Source organism: Pseudomonas sp. NY15463, assembly GCF_048068415.1.
GTDB lineage: Bacteria > Pseudomonadota > Gammaproteobacteria > Pseudomonadales > Pseudomonadaceae > Aquipseudomonas > Aquipseudomonas mosselii_C.
Genome location: NZ_JBLUQD010000001.1, coordinates 426,793 through 446,492, shown reverse-complemented (window position 1 = coordinate 446,492; position 19,700 = coordinate 426,793). Strand labels below are relative to the sequence as shown.

Genomic DNA, 19,700 nt, shown 5'->3' with positions numbered 1-19,700 from the left:
TTGGCCCCCGGAAATCGGTGCAGGGTAACAGCCTTTGCCCGTAAGATTCACCCCTGCCCCCTTCAACTGGCGAGCCGCATCGAATGAATCGTAACGACTTGCGTCGTGTAGACCTCAACCTGTTGATCGTGTTCGAAACCCTCATGCACGAGCGTAGCGTTACCCGCGCCGCCGAGAAACTGTTCCTCGGCCAACCGGCGATCAGTGCCGCGCTGTCGCGCCTGCGCAACCTGTTCGACGACCCGCTGTTCGTACGCACCGGCCGCAGCATGGAACCCTCGGCAAGGGCGCACGAGATCTTCGCATTGCTGTCGCCGGCCCTGGACTCGATCTCCACGGCCGTCAGCCGTGCTGCGGAATTCGACCCCGCCACCAGCACTTCGGTGTTTCGCGTCGGCCTGTCGGACGACGCCGAGTTCGCCTTGCTGCCGCAGTTGCTCAAGCGTATTCGTGCCGAAGCCCCCGGTATCGTGCTGGTGGTACGCCGAGTCAACTACCTGCTGATGCCTGCCCTGCTCGCCTCGGGCGAGATTTCGGTGGGTGTGAGCTACACCAGCGACCTGCCAGCCAACGCCAAACGCAAGGTGCTGCGGCGCAGCAAGCCGAAGTTACTACGTGCCGACAGCGTGCCCGGCAGTATTACCTTGGATGATTTCTGCGCCCGCCCGCACGCCTTGGTGTCGTTCGCGGGCGACCTGTCAGGGTTCATCGACGAAGCGCTCGAGGCAATCGGCCGTAAACGCCATGTGGTGCTGGCGGTCCCCCAGTTCAACGGACTCGGCAGCTTGCTGGCCGGTACCGATATCGTCGCCACGGTGCCGGACTACACAGCCGATGCACTGACCGCGGCGGGTGGTTTGAGGGCTGAGGAGCTACCGATGGAAGTACGTAGTTTCGAGCTGCACATGGCGTGGCGCGGAGCGCAGGACAACGACCCGGCAGAGCGCTGGTTGCGCTCGCGGATTCAGATGTTCTTTGGGGATCCCGATAGCTTGTGACTGACTTCCACTGGTATCCATAAATCCCAATAAAATTAGCATCTTAATTACAATTCAAGTCCAATGCCGTCCGTCGTATTCCGCCCATTTCCAACGCGTCTGCGGGTATATTTTTTTGGGTACTTTTTCTGTTTCGAAAAAAAGTACCCGCACATGACGACTTCCCTCCCTACGCCTGGACTGCGGCGAAAACTCAGCGATGCGTTCCTGCGCGCCATTGCCGAACCCAGCAAGTACGCTGACGGCGAGGTGCCCGGTCTGTACCTTCATGTCTAGGCCTCGCAGAAGTCGAACAAGCCTGCTGCTAAATATTGGCGGATGAGGTATCGCCTGCATGGTAAGGAGAACGTGTACGCAATCGGCCGTTATCCCGACATTGGCTTGAAAGACGCCCGCGACCTGGCCCGAGCCGCGCGCCAGAACGTATCCAATCTCGTCGCCCCATTGAAGGCCAAACGCAAGAAAATCGCCGAGCAGTTACTCAACGAAGAGCGCACATTCAGTTACGTGGCCGAACAATGGCTGGCCTTCAAATCGCACGACCTTGTGAGCAAATCCCTCGCGGGCTTTCGCGGCGCTTTGAACAACCACATCCTACCCACAATCGGCAGCATCCCTGTCAGCGAGATCAAGCTAGATCACATCATCGAAATCATCGCTACCCTGCGCCGCGCATGCACACTGGCCATGGCAAAGAGAGTGCGTACCATCATACGGGCCGTGCTCGGTTTCGCCGAAGGCCGTGGTTGGGTGGGACGCAACGCGGCGCTCCGAAACAAGACACAAGTGTAGAGATAATTGCGAATAAACAAGCTACAGCGTTGCGGTATGCTAAATCGCAGGAAAGTGAGCAATGGTCAGCCCATTGGCAACGGCACTAGCTTCAAGCTTTTCACGCTCTGCGCCCAGAAGGGCATAGGCGGCTTGCAGCGTGGTGATCTTCGCTTGAATGTCGGCCATCTTGCTGGCCACCAACATCGCGCCTTGGGCGCAATCGATCGTATTGCCCCGCTTGGCCGCAAGGATGTCGCCGATCTCGGCAAGTGAAAAACCGCCGCTCTGGGCACTTTGAATAAATGCCAGATCACCCACGGTCTGGTCGCTGTAGCTGCGGTAGTTATTGGCTTGGCGATGGGCCACAATAAGCCCGAGTTGCTCGTAATAGCGCAATGTATGGCGGCCGACTCCACTCCGGCGCTCCAACTCTCCAACATTCACAGTAAAACTCCTTGACTGTAGAGTACGCTCTACACCTTAGCCTGCGCCGATCATTCAGACAAGGATTCAGATATGAGCGTGGAATGTTTCGTCACAGGCGGCAGTGGGTTTGTGGGTCAACATTTGCTGGCCCGTCTTACTGCGGGAAGGCACAAGACCTGGGTGCTCATGCGCACCCCTGAAAATATCGGACGCCTCAAAGAGCAAGTCGGGCAACTGGGAGGTAACCCTGCATATATCCATGCAGTTGAGGGAGATATCAGCAGGGATGGGCTTGGACTCAGCGAAGCAGACAGGCAATGCGTATCTTCGGCGGCTGTGGTCTTCCACCTCGCTGCACAGTTTACTTGGGGCCTGACAATGGAGCAGGCCCGCTCAGTCAATGTCCAAGGGGCGCTTAACGTCGCCAGGCTCGCAGCGAGCCAGCGCATGCGCTTGCTGATGGTGGGCGGCTATATGCTGCAGAACCTTAGGCATCTTGCAAGTATCGGGGTTGATAACGAGCACCCTGAAAACACCCATTGGCCTGCAGTCTACGGCCGTGTGGGTGGCTACGAAGGTAGCAAGCTGGAGTCCCATTTCGCCGTCATCCGTTACATGCAGGAGGTAGGCGCAGATTACGCGATCGTTCATCCAGCTACGGTGTGTGGTCACAGCGAGAGTGGGCACATCCCTGAAGGACAACCTCTGGTAGATCTGATTCGAAATCTGGCACTGGGCCGGTTCAAGGCTGTTCCTGGCTCCGTCAGGCACTGGTTGCCATTGGTCAGCGTCGATTACCTGGTAAAGATGATAACTTGCGTGGCGTTCGACCCGTCAATGGCCAACCGGCAAGTGCTGGCGCTGTATGAGCACACCCCTAACCTGCAGGGTATGCTCGAGCAATTGGCACAAACGCTGGATATAAAGGCCCCCCGCCGCCATGTACCCATAGGGTTGTTGAAGTGGCTATTGGCAGTTCCCGGCCTGGCCACCCGATTGTCGATCAGCGCCGAGTCACTGAACTTCATCCAGACGCAGCGCTTCGACATGAGTGACAGCCAGCAACTGGAACTCAAGTATCAGCTGGCACATCCCGACATGGCGCGAACGTTGGAAAAGACCGTGCGCTATGTCCAGGGTTACTTGCACAATCGTCATGCTGACACTTCTAAAAACCTTGCGGGAAGATAAAAAACGGTGCCTGAAAGAGCGCGTAATCCTGTAGAACACTCCAGCAGCTTCGGTGTTAAATTACTGCACATGAACCAGATGGTTACTTTCTGACCGTCTGGTTAGTTAAAGCGTGTCGACGCTCCACTTGGTTTTTAGGGAAAAAGGCGTGTGAATTGACGTGAAGCGTGACATCCACCTCGTTGTGCTACTGCTATCGGTCATCGGTTGCTCTCTCGCTTCGTTAATGCTGTGGAAGGTCATGGCCTCTCGCGAGCGTGCCCTGGAAGAGATCAACATCCATGGCCTGAACTTGACCCAGGCACTGTCCACCTATTCGGAAGGTATCGTCCGGCAGAGCTCGATGCTGCTGCTCGGCCTGGTCGAGCGCCTGGAAACCGAGGGCGCTGGGCCTGCGCAGATCGAACGTCTGGATCAACTGGTCAAGCGCCAGCGACCATTGATGCCGCCAATGAGCGGCATCGTGATTTACGCCAAGGACGGCAGCTGGCTGATGTCGTCCAACCAGCCGACCCCCGTCGGTGCCAACAGCGGCGATCGAGCCTTTTTCATCCACCACCGTGACGACTCATCCCGCGCCCCCTTCATCGGCCTGCCGATCCGTAGCCGCGTCAACCAGGAATGGGTGATCACCATCAGCCGGCGATTCAACGATAACCACGGCGAGTTCGCCGGCGTTGTCGCCATGACGCTTGGCGTGGAGAACTTCCTGCAGCTTTTCGGCAAACTGGATGTCGGCCATGACGGTGCCATCGGGCTGGCCTATACCGATGGTTCCATGCTGGTGCGCTATCCGTTTCGGGAACAGGACATGGGGCGCAACTTTTCGAAGTCGCCAATCTTTACCAAGTATCTCGTTGACCAGTCAGCGGGCACCGCATCGTTCACCTCCAGCCTGGACGGCGTGAAGCGCCTCTATGCGTTTCGCAAGAGCGACAAGCTCCCCCTGGTGACAACGGTCGCGCTGGGCGAGCAGGAAGCACTCTCGGCCTGGCGGCTCGAAGCGCTGCTGTCGTCGCTGGTGGTCGCGGCGCTGCTGGCATTGACCGGAGCCATTGGCTGGCTGCTGATTCGCGCCATGAACCGGCGAAGCGCGGTTGAAAGCGAGCTTCGACTGACCCAACAGCAGTTGCTTGACAGCAACCAGCAGCTCGAAAGCCTGGCGATGCACGATGCGCTGACCGGGCTTGCCAACCGGCGCTGTTTTGACGCGGCGCTGACCCAGGAAATCCGCACGGCCCATCGAAACGGCACCATGCTGGCTTTGCTGATGATCGACATCGATCATTTCAAACGCTACAACGACACCTACGGGCATCCGGCTGGCGACGCCTGCCTGCAGCAGATGGCTGCCCTGCTCTCTTCCTGCATCCGCCGCCCTAGCGACCTGCTGGCACGCTACGGGGGTGAGGAACTGGCCGTGGTCTTGCCCGATACCGACACCGACGGAGCGGCCGTAGTCGCCAGGCTGATGCTCGAGCGCCTAGCCTTGCAACCTATCCCTCACAAAGGCAGCCCTTTCGGGCATGTGACCGCCAGTATCGGCATCGCCTGCGCCGATGGAGCGGCCCTCGAAAGCCCGCCATCGCTGATTGAACGCGCCGACCGGGCGCTCTATATCGCCAAGCAGGAAGGCCGCTATCGTCTGCATGTCGAGCGGGCGAAGGCATAAAGCCAATAACAAGGAATGTACAAGTGCGCCATCGCTGTGATGTGCTCGGATTCGGGAAGCGTTAGAAACGCTCGCTGCAGCACTGGAGGACGGCGTGAGGATCAGCCGGCACAGAGCCCCACAAACACTTCCCCATTTGAGCAACCTCCACCGCAGTGAAGCAGTGAAAACGTTGCTAAGGATATTTGCCTGCGTTGAGTTGCCCTTCGCCTGCGATCCACTACAATCCCCACCCTGGAGCGCATCGGGATGACGAGCTGCATTCGATATTGGCCGCAGTTGCGGTGTAGCGCTTCGGCGTCGTAGCCCTTGTCAGCAAACAACCATTTGCAGCGTTTTCGCGGGCGGCCACGTTGGCTTAATGGAATGCTGAAGTCGTTAAGCAATGGCTGGGCATAGCTGATGTCACTGGCTTGACCGCTAGAGAGGATCGATTAGGCCTTGCTCATTCAGTCTCAGGTGCAAGCGTTTGAGCATCTGATCGAATGCCCCCTGATTTCGCCAGCCGCGAAACCTTTGATACATCATTGACCATTGGGTCAAGCGCTCCGGCTTATCTCCCATGCAGCACCCGAGCAGAGTACCCAGAGCACGCCATCGAGCATAAGACCATCGTTCAGGCGCGGTCGCCCTCGACCATGAGTTTCGATGAAGAGATCGGCGACCACACCCCGGGTCTCATCCGAGATTTCGTAACGCTTTGCCATCACAGAATTCCTTTCCGTAGAAGGCCGGGAATCCTACAGAATCTCAGCTTCAGAAGGGCCGATTGGGTTTCTCGGGATTTCGTACAGAACCTAGGTCACCTGGTTGAAACGACGTACCTCTGATTGTGCCAGAACAGCCACTCAGCGACGACCAGCAGGCCTGGCAGCTACGTGGCCATCGCGGTTCTGACTGGCTGAAGTTCTGCAGAGTGCTGACCCAGAGACTCGCGAATGATTGCCATATGCCACCATCCAAATCAGAATACCCCAAAAGGAGATTTGGTCAGGTTATGTCGATCATAGAAAGGATGCCGTTACGTGCCTTATGCGCGGGGAAGATCCAGACCCAACGCGTGTCCGTTCTGGGTCAGGCACCGAAGCTTGCCTCATCCTGCACGGGGGTAGATCGTTCCCTTCTCACTACCGAGCGTCGCACCTCCTCTCCTCTGCCCAAAATTACCGATAGCCAGAACATATTGTCCGTGCGGGGCCACTGCCCTGACTGTTGGGCGTTCTCGGATCCTACCCAGACCGCCTCCTGTGCCGGCATCGTTTCAACGCGCTCACCGGACACCATCCAGCTTTTCACTCGCAAGACGTGGTGGCTTCGTGGGCAATCTCTTGCTTCAATGCCTACCGCCACTCAGACAGTAATCAACCACCACACATCAGGCGTTGCTTGCGGCGTGCGAAACCGCAGCAGAAGGCGATCGAGCTACTCGGTTCTGCCTGCATCAAGCGACCGACTCGATTTCGCCCACAGATCTCTCCTAGCTCTCGCAGGTCATCGTGAATCTTGCGATAGCCATACACGCCGCCGCTTTCTAACCAGGCCTGCTTGATCAAGCCAAGCAGGCGCTGATCTTCTTTGGCTCGGGCAGATTGAGGCTCGGCCAGCCAAGCGTAGTAGCCGCTGGGATGCACCTTGAGGGTTTGGCAAAGGCGACGCACTGGGTAATCCGTCGAGTGCTTGTTGATGAAGGCGTACTTCAGCCGCACGCCTTGGCAAAGTACGCGGCGGCCTTCTTTAATATGTCTCGCTCTTCTGTCACCCGCTTGAGTTCAGCGCGCAGCTTGCGCAGTTCAGCCTGCTGATCATTGTCTTGCTGACGCTGCTCTTGGGGCTTGCTGTAGACCTTGATCCAGGCGTAAAGGCTGTGCACGGACATGCCCAGGCGCTGGGCGACCTCGGCAACAGGTTTGCCTTTTTCGGTCACTTGCTTGACCGCTTCGATCTTGAATTCTTCGGGGTAACGCTGACGACTCATGGCACCTCCTATTTGGGCCTCATTATGAGGCTTGGAGGTGTCTACGAAACCAGGGGCGATTCATTCGTAACCAGCGGCCTAGAGCCATATCCAAATGTTCTTTGGCGATCCCGATAGCTTGTGACGGGCCGCTACTGCCCCCATAAATCAAAAAAATCAGTGGCTTAGTTGGTTTAGACGTTCCCGGACGGTTGTCGTCCTGCACGTATTAACAGCCTGGCAACTGTCTCTGCCGTACCTTTTTGAATGAGGCCGATAATTTTCTCGATCCCAGCGTCGAAGCACCGGTACGCTGGGTCAACGCACGTACCTCGTCAGCGAGCACTGCAAAATCCCCTACGCGCATTACCGGCACGAGCAGCCTCGATGGCCGCATTGAGCGCCAGCAGATTGGTTTGCTCAGCCACCCACTGAATAACGTCCAATACCCGGCTTAAGTAGTCCCCAGCGATGCCTTGGCAACTTCAGACGCGCATACCGCGTTACTGGCAACTTCATCAACAGCCGCACTCATTTCCGTCACAGCCGCAACGGCATGCTCGATTTCGATGCGTTGTTGGCCACCATCTTAGCGAGTTGTCCAGATCCGCCAACGTGTTGCACAACCTGCTGGCTTGCCGCCCAGGCTAACCTCCCTCAACGCCAGTCACCCCAACTGAGCCGATCCAGGTCAACTCGCACCACAACCCGAGTGCACACATCACTGGATGCCAGTGCACCGTCGCAGGTTGTGCTGAAGGTGTTCGCCTGGAGCATGATGGGAACCGTTCAAAACGCCTACCCTGCCCCCTTTCAACGGCGTAATCCTGAAAAACCTACCTCACCCGATCCCAGCGGAGCACTGTACATGGCTGTCGACTTCCGACCTGCTCATGCCTCGGACGCGCACGATATTGCGCGCTTCTTTCAACTGACATCAGAGGGTATGGCCGATTACATATGGAGCAAGCTTGCCGCACCTGGGGAGGCATTGCTGAATGTCGGTGCATCTCGCTACGCCAGGGAGCAGGGCGACTTTTCCTATAAGAACTGCCTGATGGCCACGTTCGAGGGGCGCGTCATCGGCATGATGCATAGCTATGCCTTGCAAGACACCGCTGAAAGGGCTGTCGAGACCGACCCAGTCCTCGCACCTTATTCAGACATGGAAATACCCAATACCTTGTATATATCCAGCCTGGCGCTGGATGAAGCCTGGCGCAGTCAGGGGCTGGGCGTGCAGTTTCTTCGTCACGCGCAACAGCGCGCCGAGGGCTTTGGCCTGGACGGGCTGTGCCTGATCGATTATGCAGAAAACCACGGTGCACGCCGCTTCTACGAACGCCACGGTTTTCACATTGTTAAAACCTGCCAGATCGTTCCACACCCGATGCTTGGCGTCACCGGCGAAGCCTATTTGATGTATCGCCCTAACCCTAACGTGCTCGAGAAAAAACCATGAACAAGAAACTGACCGTGTTCCGCGATCTGGATATCCAAGCGGTGCGCGACCTGCCATTTTTTGAAGCGGTCGTGGAAGGCGACCCCCATACGCTGACGTCCAAGTATTATCACGATGAACAGCAAGGTCGTATTTCAGGCGAATGGGAAGCCACTGCCGGCGCATGGCGTATCGACTACAAAGTCTGGGAGTTCTGCCATGTCCTGAGTGGACGCTGCGTGATCGAGCTTGAGGGCTGTGCCCCGGTCACACTGTCCGCTGGCGATACGTTCATTATCGAACCGGGCGCCAAGGGCAGATGGACAGTGCTGGAAGATATGAAAAAGAACTTCGTGATCCTCTTGCCAGCGAACTAGTGCCCCGGCTCGAAAGCAAGCTGTTCACTTGTGGCGGCGGCCTGGCGCCGGCCAGCGTTGCCACGCCTCGCCATGGCCCCGCTTCACCGACGCTGAACCTACCCTTTGCAGGGCTCGGACGTTAGTTATTCTGCCATTCGGCACGGCGTACCTTTTTTCACAGATGCGTGCTGGTGGTGACACAGCGAACCTAAACCCGGCACCGCGCCTCCAGCCTTGGCTGCCCCAAGCATGCGCAAAAGCTTGGCCAGTGGTTTATCGAGGGGGATTCGACAGGGGCATCGCTGTTATCAGCCCCTTCGATCGGCGACTAGATAAGTCCAACGGCCTACTATCGCGGCACGCTGGCGCTCACCACAGGGCAATCTGATAGCCCAGGATAATCCGGTTTTCATCGAGGTCCGTGGTCAAGCCGTTGCCCGAACGGAACGAAACGTTACGCCAACGCAGGCTCAGGTCCTTCAACGGCCCGGACTGGACGACGTAGGCGATGTCCATGTCCCGCTCCCACTCGTGGCCGTCGCTGGCCCCGGCGGCCTCGATGCTGCGGCCTTGCACATAGCGCGTCATGAACGACAGCCCTGGGATACCCATGGCCGCGAAGTTGTATGTATAGCGCAATTGCCAGGCACGCGTGTTCTGCTTGGCGAAGGTGTTGTGGGTGACCAAGTTGACCGAATAAGGATCCGCACCGGCCAGGAACGGGAAGTTGCCATCACCGGACAGTTTCTGCCACCCCGCGCTCAACGCATGTCCCTGCGTGTCGACGGTGAACATACCGTTGATGAAGTCATTATCGATCACGCCGCCGACGGCCCTGCCCTCATCAACGCTGTGGAAATAACGAACGTCGCTCAGCAGTTTCCATCCAGGTTGGAACTCAAGGCTATGGTTCACACCTACGAAATGCTGGGCATAAGCTTCTTCGAGCCGTCCGTAGTAATAGCTTACGGTCAGGTCTTTGCTCAGCGAATAGGCGCCACCGGCAAAGTCGAAATCGCCAGCCCCCAGACCGTTGTAGGCATACGCCATCTCCTTGTTATCGGTGGAGTCGCGCAAGTTGACCCTGGTCAACTGGCCGAACGTCAGGTTGAGGTTGTCGATATCTTTGGAGTTGAACATTGCGCCGGTGTAGCGTGTCGCCAACAGGCGCGTGTCGTTGTACATGACGACCGGTAAGCTGGGTTGAAGCGAGCCCACCGACAATTGCGACTTGGCAAAGCGCAGTTTGGCGGTGACACCGGCTTCAGACCACTCGTTTTCGGCCTTGCCATCACTCCCGAGCACGAGCAGGTTGGTGTTGCTGCCACGCTGGCCCGCATCGAGCCTGATACCCATCTGGGTGATGGCATCGAGGCCGACCCCGACGGCCCCCTCGGTAAAACCGGAAGTGAAACGCAAGGTGAAACCCTGCCCCCAGTCGCGCATGGGGCCGGGAGTACCGGCGTTACGAAAATCGCGATTCATGTACATATTCCGAGCGTCGATCACCGCATGACTGTCATTGACGAAGTCGGCGAGAACATGATCGGCGTATAGCGAGAGAGCACCGAGGCAGAATACCGCCATGGGGGTAGCGCTTTTTGTCATTTTCATTGTTTTTATTATCAGAACTGCCCGTCGCTGGCACACGGACTTGGCCTATGAAAGGTACGCGGTAAGGACTCAGTCGTTTCGAGAGGCGAGAACAACCGCGTTGCCCAGCGACGTTCAGGCTACCGAGGCGGTTCCAAGGCCGTTAGCCAGATCCAGCAAACGCTATCCACTTCAGGCGGATTTTTGCTCACTTGCGCGGGGTATGCGAAGGTAACTCGCCAAAGCGCAAACGGTACTGCTCGCTGAAGCGCCCGAGGTGGTTGAAACCCCATGCTTCAGCAACTTCTGAAACCAAACGCTCTGGATCAGTACTCAACAATTCATTTCGAGCAGCGTCCAGACGCAGTGCTTTGACATATTGCATGGGCGACTGTTGGAGCGCCCGCTGAAACCCCTCGCTCAAGGAGCGGATGCTGACGCCGACAGCGTTGGCGATGTCGGCCAGCTTGATATCGCTGTGCAAGCGCTCGCGAATGTAGCCTTCTGCCCGTTTCACATGCCGGGGAGTAAATGCCTGAAGCCTGAAGCCATCAAGCTGATCGCCATCAAGCGCGTGCATCAGCGTGAACAATGCGCTCTGCTGGAGGAAGCCGACACAACGCGCATCAAGCTCCGGCGCGGTGCCACTCAGGTAGGTCATCATCAAGTTCAGAAAGCTGATCCAGCGCACCTGCGCGCTGCCACCCGCTTGCAGCATGGCGTCGAATCGCAAGGGCTTGCCCGGTCGGTGTCCATGGTAGGCGACCCGCGCATCTTCGATCATGCCGAGAGGAAACTGTACGTGCAGGCGCCAGCTATCGGCGCTGAAGGCTTTGTGGATGCGCTCCTCGAGCGAGTCGATCATGACCAAGCCACTCCCACCGGAGTACACGCCGCCAGGCGTCTGTATGGTCGCGCCACCCTGCAGTTGCGTGCTGACCAGGAGAAAAGACGTCGGCGCTTGATCGATGCTGACCGGGGCGCCAAAACGCAAGCTGGCGATGTTCAGCTCACCCAAGGTGCGTCGCTGCCACTGCATCGCGAAAGGACTGTCACTGTTGTGCACCGCGAGCCGATTCTGGCTGTAGTTAGCCGCCAGTACAGCCGAAGCCCTATCGGCATCTGTCGCTTCGACTTGATCGGGGGTGAAGGTCATTGCGGTCTGCGCCTGCTGGCGCAACAACGCAATCGCTTGGGCTACGCCACTACCAGGGGCCATGCAAGTCATGACGTTTCACTCTTGTTGTTATCGAGAAGACCTTGTAAACAATCAACGGGGAAGGGAATGCCGGTATTGCCCGCATGGGCGCGATGCCCCTCGGCTGTTTTCGCCTTACCTGACCGGCGTCTTAAGACTTTTCACACAGGGCCTGACACACCCTGGGGCGGTGAGTCACTATTGGGCTGCAAAGCAGCCCAATAGTGACGGTGACATCAGGGTTTGATGTAGCTCGTCTTCACTTGGGTAAAGAACTCAGCGGCGTAGCGCCCCTGCTCCCTGGGGCCGTAGCTGGAACTTTTGCGCCCGCCAAACGGCGCATGCGGGTCCACCCCCGCCGTCGGCGCATTGACCATGACCATCCCCGCTTGCAACTCGCGCTTGAACATGGCGGCCCACTTCAGCGAGGTGGTGCACACGCCCGCAGACAAGCCAAACGGCGTATCGTTGGCCACGGCCAGCGCCTCTTCGGCATCGGCCACGCGGATCACCGCTGCCACTGGTCCGAAGATTTCTTCCTGACAGATGCGCATGCTCGATGTGGCACCGACGAACAGTGCCGGCTGCAAATAATGGCCCGGCCTGCCCTCCACTTCCGGCATCGCTTGGCCTCCGTAAACCAGCTGCGCACCCTCGGCGATGCCTTGATGGATATACGCCACGTCCTGGGCCAACTGCTCAGCATCGACCACCGGACCGATGCGGGTACCTGGGCTGCGTGCGTCGCCCACTTTCAGCTCGGGCAACCTGTCCAGCATGGCGGCAACGAAACGATCGTGCATGTTATCGGTGACAATGAGCCGAGACGAGGCAGTGCACCGCTGCCCGGTAGCGTGGTAGGCGCCATCCAATGCACAAGCCACGGCGACATCCAGATCCGCGTCGTCCAATACCACCAGTGGATTCTTGCCACCCATTTCAAGCTGAAAACGCGCCATGCCGCCCGATCGTCCAACCGCGGCCTGCGCAACCTTGCGCCCAGTACCTTCCGAGCCTGTGAAGGTGATAGCAGAAAGCCTCGGATCTTCGAGCAAGACACTGCCGATTTCACGACTGCTTCCCATCACGAGGTTGAACGCCCCATTGGGCAACCCGGCACGCGCAATGATCTCGGCCAACGCCCACGCACAACCGGTCACCAACTCGGCGGGTTTGAATACCACGGTGTTGCCATACGCCAACGCTGGCGCAATTTTCCAAGCCGGAATGGCCAGTGGGAAATTCCAGGGGGTGATCACGCTAACCACCCCAATCGGCTCACGGGTGACTTCCACTGTCATGCCGGGACGGGTGGAGGCCATCACTTCACCCGGCTGACGCAGGCATTCGCCTGCAAAAAACTTGAAAATCTGGCCGGCTCGCAGCACTTCGCCGCGTGCATCTGCCAACGCCTTGCCCTCTTCACGGGCGAGCAGATCAGCCAGTTCATCCAAACGGGCCAGTATTTCGCTGCCAATCACGTCCAACGCGTCGCTGCGCTGCTGAGGCCCGCGACCGCTCCAGATAGGTAGCGCGTGGCTGGCGGCCGCAAACGCCATGCGCGCCTGGCTTTGACTGGCGCGTGCATAGTGGCCGATGACATCCCGGGTGTCGGACGGGTTGATGTTGGTCGAGGCGTCAAGCCCTGCCAACCATTCACCATTGATGAAATTGCAATACATCGGTAGGGGTTACTCCGAGAACGCGACAAGAGAAAGTGCGCAGCATTGCCGACCCATCAGGCGGCAATGCTGGCTTGCTACGGTCAGCCTTGCCCGCGGGCGCGTGACAGGTTTTCCTTGAGCATCGCCGGGACCCGCTCATCGAAGCCCAGTGCGACGCGGCGTACCTCCGGGCTATCGGTAGGTTGATGACCTACCCCCAGCGCCGAGGCACGTGGCGCATCGATAGCGACCACATGCCCCCGGATACGGCCAATGCCGGTGACCTCGCACTCCACTACAGCGCCGGCATCGATGCTGCGCGAATGGCATGGGGTGCCCATGAGGATCACGTCACCCGCCTCCAGCGTGATGTGTCGCGCCAGGTCGGCAATGACGTAGTGTGGCCCCCAGATGGTTTCATCACCGATATGCGCTTGCTGGACGACCTGTCCGTTGACATAGGTGCGCAGGGTCTGCTCGAACAGGTTCACCCCACGTACGATGCCGGGGCCGATCGGCAATAGCGTGTCGGCGCCCTTGACCCTCAGCATACTGCCCTGATCGGTGTCACGGAAATCTTGCAGCCCCATGTCCAGGGCCGCGCAGAAACCCTCGATGTATCCCCAGGCTTCGTCCGGTGTGACGTTGCGGCAGGTACGCCCAATGACCACCGCATACTCGCCTTCATAGTTGAGGTACTGGCAGTCGACAGGCTTGTGGATCTGCCCGTTATGCCCATTGAGCGACGTCGTCGGCTTGACGAAATACGTGGGCGTCTCGGTAGGCCGGGCCTTGTTGCGCGTCTCGACGCTACGAGAGCTATAACTGATATGCACTGCGATGATCTTGCCAGGCTGCACAGGCGGCAGGTACGCCTGGCCTTCGGCAGCAATCACCCGCCCGTCATCCAGGCGCAGTTGCCCGGCATCGCTCCCCTCTTCGATCAACGTTCCCCAACAGGCGGACCCGCCCAGCAGCACCCGGCGACGCTCCAGGCGTGGGCCGCGCATGACTTCAGGCAACGCCTGAATCGGAAATTCGAAATCCATGAGTAAAACCTCTTGAGATGATCAATGCTTGCGCGCGCGCACGAACGTAACCACCAGCAGACCTGCCATCAGTACAAAGCCTGCGATGATGAACATCGCACTGGCGGTGGTGCCGGTGTTGGTCTTGACCCAACCGACCAGATAGGGGCTGAAGAAACCGGCCAGGTTGCCAATCGAGTTGATCAGCGCGATCCCTGCCGCTGCGGCGACGCCGCCGAGCATGCCGGTTGGCATCGACCAGAAGATCGGCGCCATACTTTGCAGGCCCATGCTGGCCAGGGTCAGGGCGAACATGGCGGCGACGGTGTTGTGCTGGAACAGCACCGCCAGCGCCAGTCCCAGCGCACCGAGGGTGGCTGCGCCGCAGTAATGCCAGCGACGCTCCCCGGTTTGGTCGGAATGACGGCCAACCAGGATCATCGCCACCACACCGAACGCATAGGGAATGGCCGACAACAGACTGATGTGGGTCGTGCTCTGGACGCCGGTTGCCTTGATGATCGATGGCAACCAGAAGCCGAATCCGTACTGCCCCATGGAGCTACCAAAATGCACCAGCGCGAACATCCAGATCAGCGGATGGCTGAGCACAGCGCCCAGTGACATCGGGGCTTTTGCCTGGCTCTCGCCATCGATACGTGCCTGCAACAGCGCTTTCTGGTCGTCGCTCAACCAGCGTGCCTTGCCGATACCGTCATCGAGGTAGAACAACACCGCGACCCCCACTGCCAGCGATGGAATTGACTCGACCACGAACAGCCACTGCCAGCCTGCCATGCCGTGGCTGCCGTCCAATGAGTCCATGATCCAACCCGAGAACAACCCACCGAGCAGGCCGGCAATCGGAATCGCCGACATGAACAAGGCCATGATGCGACTACGACGGTTTACCGGGTACCAGTAAGTCAGATAAAGCACGATGCCAGGGAAGAACCCGGCTTCGGCGGCGCCGAGCAAGAAACGCACGATGTAGAACGTGGTTTCGTCATTCACAAATGCCATGGCGCCAGTGAGCACGGCCCAGGTGATCATGATCCGCGCGATCCATCGGCGCGCGCCGACACGGTGCATGATCAAATTGCTTGGCAGTTCGAAAACGAAGTAGGCCAGGAAGAACACACCTGCCCCTAGACCGTACACCGCCTCACTGAAGTGCAGGTCATCCATCATCTGCAACTTGGCGAAACTGACATTGATCCGATCAAGGAAAGCGATGATCAGGCACAGGCAAAGAAAAGGAATCAAACGCCGCGTGACCTGAGCGTAAGTCGCGTCTTCGGCGTCTAACGCGGCCGGCGCAATAGCGCCGGTAATGGCATTACCACTCATAGGGTGCCTCATATTGTTATTGTGGTTGTGACTGAACGTACGTCAGAGGTCGAACCAGACGTGGATATTGCCGGTGCCACGCGCGTTCTCGTAGGCTGACAAGGCCTCGCCCTTGGCCAGGCAACTGGCACCGCCAAGTGCACCGATCATTTGCAGGTAATGCGCACCGAACGCCTCCCAGGGCTGGCGTCGATAATCTTCATCCCAGCGTGCCAGAATCTGCGCATGACGCCCCTCGGCCATCAACGCGATAGCGCCCTTGTCACTCTCTACAGCAGCCTTCGAGGACACATTGCTTTCGTGGAAAATGCGAGGGTTGTTGGGCTTCCAGTCGATGCCGTTGAATTTATGGCTCAGCGCACCAGAGGCCAACAGCACCACACGCAGGTCACTGCGGCGAATCGCCTCCCCTATGGCCTCACCTGATTGCAGGAACTGGGGCCACTCGCAGTTCTGGCAGGAACTGACCGTGACCACCGGGATATCCAGCGTTTCCAATCCCGCCAGTTTGATGACGTTGATGGTCGCATACTGGCGTTCAAGATCAGGATGGGCGATCGCTCGGTTGTACCCCCCCTGCTCACGCGATACGCGCTCTATGGCTTGGGCCAGTGCAGGATGCCCACGGTAGGCATAGGGAACCCCATGCAGATACCACGGCATCTCATCGGAGGTATAACGCCCCTGGTACTGAGCGCTGGCATCGACCAGGTGATAACCGGTGGTAAACCAATGGCTATCGAAGATCACTACGACATCCGGCTGAGCCGCCAGGATCTTCTCGCGCACGCGCGCGAACCCGGCAATCAGATCCGAGTCCTGCCCAGCGCCCATGGCCCGGCGAAACTCCTCACACTGCATCAGTCCTGGGTGGTGCGACACGATGGCCGCGCCGACGATCTGTCCCATGTTGTGTTTTCCTTGTTATCGTTGACTGAAACTGGCACGGAACGGTTTGTTCGGAACCACCACGTCTTTAATGTCGCAGAAGAACTCGAAACTCCAGTCCCCGCCCTCGCGCCCAATGCCGCTGCGTTTGATACCGCCAAATGGCGCCGCCAGGTCGCGGATTCCGAAGCTGTTCACCCAGATAAAACCGGTGCGCACCTGCTCGGCCACTGCGCTCGCATGGGCCGTCTCGCCGTAGCACACGCCTCCCAAGCCGAAGTCCGTGCCGTTCGCCATCGCGATGGCTTGCTCATCACTGCTGAAGGTCTGCAACGTGAGCACCGGCCCGAACACCTCGTTCTGTACGATCTCATCTGACTGCTGAACATCCGTGAGCAATGTCGGCTGCAGGTATTGGGCGCCATGCGGATGCTTGCCCCCACCCCACACGACTTTCGCACCTGCGGCCACGGCGCGCTCGATGAACCCTTGGATGCGTTCGACCTGGCGTGGGTGTATGACAGGTCCCACTTCCGTCGAGGCATCGCGCGGATCACCGATCACCAACTTTTCGACATAGCCGCGCATGGTCGCGACAAAATCATCCACGACCCGCTCATGAACCAACAAACGCGTACCCGCCAGGCAAACCTGGCCGGCATTTCGGTACATCAGCGCGGCGGTGGCGGCGGCATTGTCCAGATCGGCATCTTCCAGAACGATGAACGGGCTTTTCCCGCCCAGCTCCAAGCTGCATGGCACCAGATTGGCCGCCGCCGCCGCTGCGATGACCTTGGCGGTCGGCACACTGCCGGTGAAGGAGATACGTGCAATGCGAGGATCACTGACCAGACGCGCCCCCGTCGTAGCGCCGGCCCCCTGCACAATGTTCAGCACGCCTGGCGGCAGGCCTGCAGCGTCGGCGGCGTCGGCCAGCAGCGAACTGGTCAACGGTGCCCACTCTGGCGGCTTGACGATGCAGGTGTTGCCGGCGGCAAGTGCCGGGCCCAGCTTCCAGGTGGCCAACATCAACGGCGAATTCCAAGGTGTGATGATCACTGCGACACCAGCAGGATCATGCCGGATACGGTGACTTGCCTGTTCCGTCTCCAGGCTGCGGTCCTGGAGGGTCAGCGCATGCTCGGCAAACCAACTGATATTGAGCTTGGCTCGGTTGATAACACCGTGGCGCATGCGCGAGAGCAATACCCCCGCATCCGTGCTTTCCAGCAGGCAGAACGCCTCGGCACGCTTGCCGATCTCTTCGGCAAAACGCTCCAGATACACCCGGCGTTGCGCTGCGCTCAAGGCGCTCCACGATACGAACGCACGCTCGGCAGCCACGATGGCAGCCTCGACATGCTCAGCTTCGCCTTCGGCAATGTGACCCAGGACACGTTGATCGATCGGGCTGAACAGTTCGAATGTAGATGCAGAGGCAATTCGCCGACCATCGATGTAATGGTCTGGCGACACCTGCACGCCGGCCACGTCAATAAGGGCAGTGGGCATGGGTTGTTCCTTGTTGTCGTTGATAAAGTTTCCAGCGCGGGCGCGCTCAGTAGCCTGATCGGCCAGACGCCGGTTCCGGCCGCGACGAGGCTCCCCGGAACGTACTCAGCAGCGTGCGCGTGGACTGTGCCAGCAACGTGGCATCGACCCCTACGGCGACGAACTGCGCACCTCGATCTCGATAACGCATGGCGAGTACGGGGTCGGTACTGAGCACACCTGCCGCTTTGCCGGCGTGGACGACGGTATCGATGGCCTGTTCGATTGCCGCCACCACCTGCGGGTGCCCCGGCTGGCCGATTAGCCCCATCGAGGCGCTCAGATCAGCCGGTCCGAAGAACACCCCATCGACGCCATCGACCGCGGCAATCTGCGCCAGGTTGGCAAGCCCCTCGAGCGTCTCGACCTGCGCCAACAAGCAAACCCGCTGGTTGGATTCGGCCAGATAACCTGCGTCTGCGCCCCACCGTGAAGAGCGCGCCAAACCACAGCCAACGCCGCGAATCCCCTGCGGGGGGTAGCGCATGGCGCTGACCAACGCGCGTGCCTGATCGGCGCTGTCGACCATGGGCACCATCAGCGACAAGGCGCCGGTTTCCAGAACTTGCTTGATCAGTGCAGTCTCGCCATGCGGGAGCCTGACCACAGGATGGCCCGGGTAGGCAGCGACGCTTTGCAGGATCGCGAGAATCGAGCGCAAATCATTTGGACCATGCTCAGCGTCGATCAACAGCCAGTCGTACCCGGCACTGGCACACACTTCTGCGGTGTACGGGTCGCCAAGTCCGAGCCACAAACCGATATGCGTGCGCCCCTCGGCCAGCGCCTGGCGAAAGCAAGTGGCACTCATACGAACCTCAGCGAGATCGAGCCCAGGGGGCCGTAATCGGCATGGAAGGTATCACCTGCGGCGCACGCCACTGGCCGGGTGAACGAACCACCCAGGATGATCTGGCCAGCGTCCAGCCCTTCGCCATGCAGGGCGAAGCGGTTGGCCAACCACGCCACACCGTTGCCCGGATGATTGAGCACAGCGGCCCCCAGGCCCGATTCCTCGATAACGCCATTCTTGAACAGCAAGGCACCGGCCCAGCGCCAATCCACTTGGTCGGCGCGCATGGGACGTCCGCCCAGAATGATGCCCGCGTTGGCGGCGTTATCGGCGATGGTGTCGCGGACTTGACGCGGGACCTTGGTATCCCGGTCGAACTGCTCGATACGTGCATCGATCAATTCCAGCGCTGGCACCACGTAATCCGTGGCGTTGAGCACGTCGAACAGGCTCACATCCGGTCCACGCAGGGGGCGCGCAAGGATGAACGCCAGCTCCACCTCAAGGCGTGGAACGATGAACCTGGAGGCTTGCACCTCAGAACCATCGGCCAGCAGCATGCTGTCGAGCAACGTTCCGTAATCCGGTTCGCTGATCTGCGACGCGATTTGCATGGCGCGGGACGTCAAGCCGATCTTGTGACCGATGACTTTTCGTCCGCCCGCCAATTGCAGCGCGATCCACGCTCGCTGAATGGCATAACTATCATGGATGGTCAGGTCAGGAAAACGCAGGGTCAGTTGTCGAAGTTGCTGGCGTGACGTCTGCGCCTGTTCCAGTTCGACAGCCAACGCTTGGCAGGTTGCTTGGTCGAGCACTG

Annotated in this window: 15 protein-coding genes and 4 pseudogenes; 6 read left to right on the top strand and 13 right to left on the bottom strand. The window is 59.1% G+C overall.

Annotation, left to right across the window (positions count from 1 at the left end; genetic code table 11):
* Window positions 1-83: 83 nt before the first annotated feature.
* Together ACNFIC_RS02175 and ACNFIC_RS02170 are read left to right on the top strand one after the other, a co-directional pair.
* Window positions 84-998, top strand: a complete 915-nt coding sequence (locus tag ACNFIC_RS02175; RefSeq protein ID WP_138217575.1) for a LysR family transcriptional regulator — start codon at window positions 84-86, stop codon at window positions 996-998.
* Window positions 999-1,151: 153 nt separating this feature from the next.
* Window positions 1,152-1,775, top strand: a pseudogene (locus tag ACNFIC_RS02170) (tyrosine-type recombinase/integrase); the annotation flags it as partial.
* 54 nt (window positions 1,776-1,829) lie between these two features.
* On the opposite strand, the gene ACNFIC_RS02165 reads toward ACNFIC_RS02170, so the two are convergent.
* Window positions 1,830-2,216: a MerR family transcriptional regulator gene (locus tag ACNFIC_RS02165; protein ID WP_416779594.1), complete on the bottom strand. Its 387-nt coding sequence runs from the start codon at window positions 2,214-2,216 to the stop codon at window positions 1,830-1,832.
* A gap of 72 nt (window positions 2,217-2,288) precedes the next feature.
* Between ACNFIC_RS02165 and ACNFIC_RS02160 the strand changes: the two genes are divergently transcribed.
* Window positions 2,289-3,389 (top strand): SDR family oxidoreductase, encoded by a 1,101-nt coding sequence (locus tag ACNFIC_RS02160; RefSeq protein WP_416779592.1) that lies wholly within the window; start codon window positions 2,289-2,291, stop codon window positions 3,387-3,389.
* Between the two features lie 160 nt (window positions 3,390-3,549).
* Window positions 3,550-5,061, top strand: coding sequence for a diguanylate cyclase domain-containing protein (locus ACNFIC_RS02155; protein ID WP_416779590.1), 1,512 nt, complete (start codon window positions 3,550-3,552; stop codon window positions 5,059-5,061).
* A gap of 239 nt (window positions 5,062-5,300) precedes the next feature.
* Here the strand turns inward: ACNFIC_RS02155 and ACNFIC_RS02150 are convergent.
* From ACNFIC_RS02150 to ACNFIC_RS02140, 3 pseudogenes are all read right to left on the bottom strand, one after another.
* Window positions 5,301-5,768 (bottom strand): annotated as a pseudogene (locus ACNFIC_RS02150) (transposase); the annotation flags it as partial.
* A gap of 723 nt (window positions 5,769-6,491) precedes the next feature.
* Window positions 6,492-7,036, bottom strand: a pseudogene (locus ACNFIC_RS02145) (IS3-like element ISPen2 family transposase); the annotation flags it as partial.
* A gap of 212 nt (window positions 7,037-7,248) precedes the next feature.
* Window positions 7,249-7,595: pseudogene (locus tag ACNFIC_RS02140) on the bottom strand (methyl-accepting chemotaxis protein); the annotation flags it as partial.
* Window positions 7,596-7,883: 288 nt separating this feature from the next.
* Here ACNFIC_RS02140 and ACNFIC_RS02135 point away from each other — a divergent pair.
* Together ACNFIC_RS02135 and ACNFIC_RS02130 are read left to right on the top strand one after the other, a co-directional pair.
* The gene (locus ACNFIC_RS02135; RefSeq protein WP_416779588.1) at window positions 7,884-8,477 is read left to right on the top strand and encodes a GNAT family N-acetyltransferase; all 594 of its coding nucleotides are present in this window, start codon (window positions 7,884-7,886) and stop codon (window positions 8,475-8,477) included.
* Window positions 8,474-8,833 (top strand): cupin domain-containing protein, encoded by a 360-nt coding sequence (locus tag ACNFIC_RS02130; protein WP_416779586.1) that lies wholly within the window; start codon window positions 8,474-8,476, stop codon window positions 8,831-8,833. Before ACNFIC_RS02135 ends, ACNFIC_RS02130 begins: the two co-directional genes overlap by 4 nt.
* Before the next feature lie 351 nt (window positions 8,834-9,184).
* On the opposite strand, the gene ACNFIC_RS02125 is transcribed toward ACNFIC_RS02130, so the two are convergent.
* The 9 genes from ACNFIC_RS02125 to hpaH all read right to left on the bottom strand — a co-directional run bounded on the left by ACNFIC_RS02125 (window position 9,185) and on the right by hpaH (window position 19,698).
* Window positions 9,185-10,402, bottom strand: coding sequence for an OprD family porin (locus ACNFIC_RS02125; protein ID WP_416779584.1), 1,218 nt, complete (start codon window positions 10,400-10,402; stop codon window positions 9,185-9,187).
* Window positions 10,403-10,616: 214 nt separating this feature from the next.
* Entirely contained in the window at window positions 10,617-11,564 is a 948-nt protein-coding gene (locus tag ACNFIC_RS02120) for an AraC family transcriptional regulator (protein WP_416779582.1), read from the bottom strand.
* A 278-nt stretch (window positions 11,565-11,842) separates the two neighbouring features.
* The gene (locus ACNFIC_RS02115; RefSeq protein ID WP_416779581.1) at window positions 11,843-13,288 is read right to left on the bottom strand and encodes an aldehyde dehydrogenase family protein; all 1,446 of its coding nucleotides are present in this window, start codon (window positions 13,286-13,288) and stop codon (window positions 11,843-11,845) included.
* An 83-nt stretch (window positions 13,289-13,371) separates the two neighbouring features.
* On the bottom strand, window positions 13,372-14,319 hold the full coding sequence (locus ACNFIC_RS02110; RefSeq protein WP_416779579.1) for a fumarylacetoacetate hydrolase family protein: 948 nt from the start codon (window positions 14,317-14,319) through the stop codon (window positions 13,372-13,374).
* 21 nt (window positions 14,320-14,340) lie between these two features.
* Entirely contained in the window at window positions 14,341-15,648 is a 1,308-nt protein-coding gene (locus ACNFIC_RS02105) for an MFS transporter (protein WP_416779577.1), read from the bottom strand.
* A 42-nt stretch (window positions 15,649-15,690) separates the two neighbouring features.
* A complete protein-coding gene (locus tag ACNFIC_RS02100) occupies window positions 15,691-16,557 on the bottom strand; it encodes a hypothetical protein (RefSeq protein ID WP_416779576.1) in 867 nt (288 codons plus the stop codon).
* 15 nt (window positions 16,558-16,572) lie between these two features.
* Window positions 16,573-18,027 carry an aldehyde dehydrogenase family protein gene (locus ACNFIC_RS02095; protein ID WP_416779574.1) on the bottom strand — a complete coding sequence of 485 codons (1,455 nt, stop codon included), beginning with the start codon at window positions 18,025-18,027 and terminating at the stop codon, window positions 16,573-16,575.
* A 67-nt stretch (window positions 18,028-18,094) separates the two neighbouring features.
* Entirely contained in the window at window positions 18,095-18,898 is an 804-nt protein-coding gene (locus ACNFIC_RS02090; RefSeq protein WP_416779572.1) for an aldolase/citrate lyase family protein, read from the bottom strand.
* Window positions 18,895-19,698 (bottom strand): 2-oxo-hept-4-ene-1,7-dioate hydratase, encoded by an 804-nt coding sequence (hpaH, locus tag ACNFIC_RS02085; RefSeq protein WP_416779570.1) that lies wholly within the window; start codon window positions 19,696-19,698, stop codon window positions 18,895-18,897. Before hpaH ends, ACNFIC_RS02090 begins: the two co-directional genes overlap by 4 nt.
* Between the last annotated feature and the right edge of the window lie 2 nt (window positions 19,699-19,700).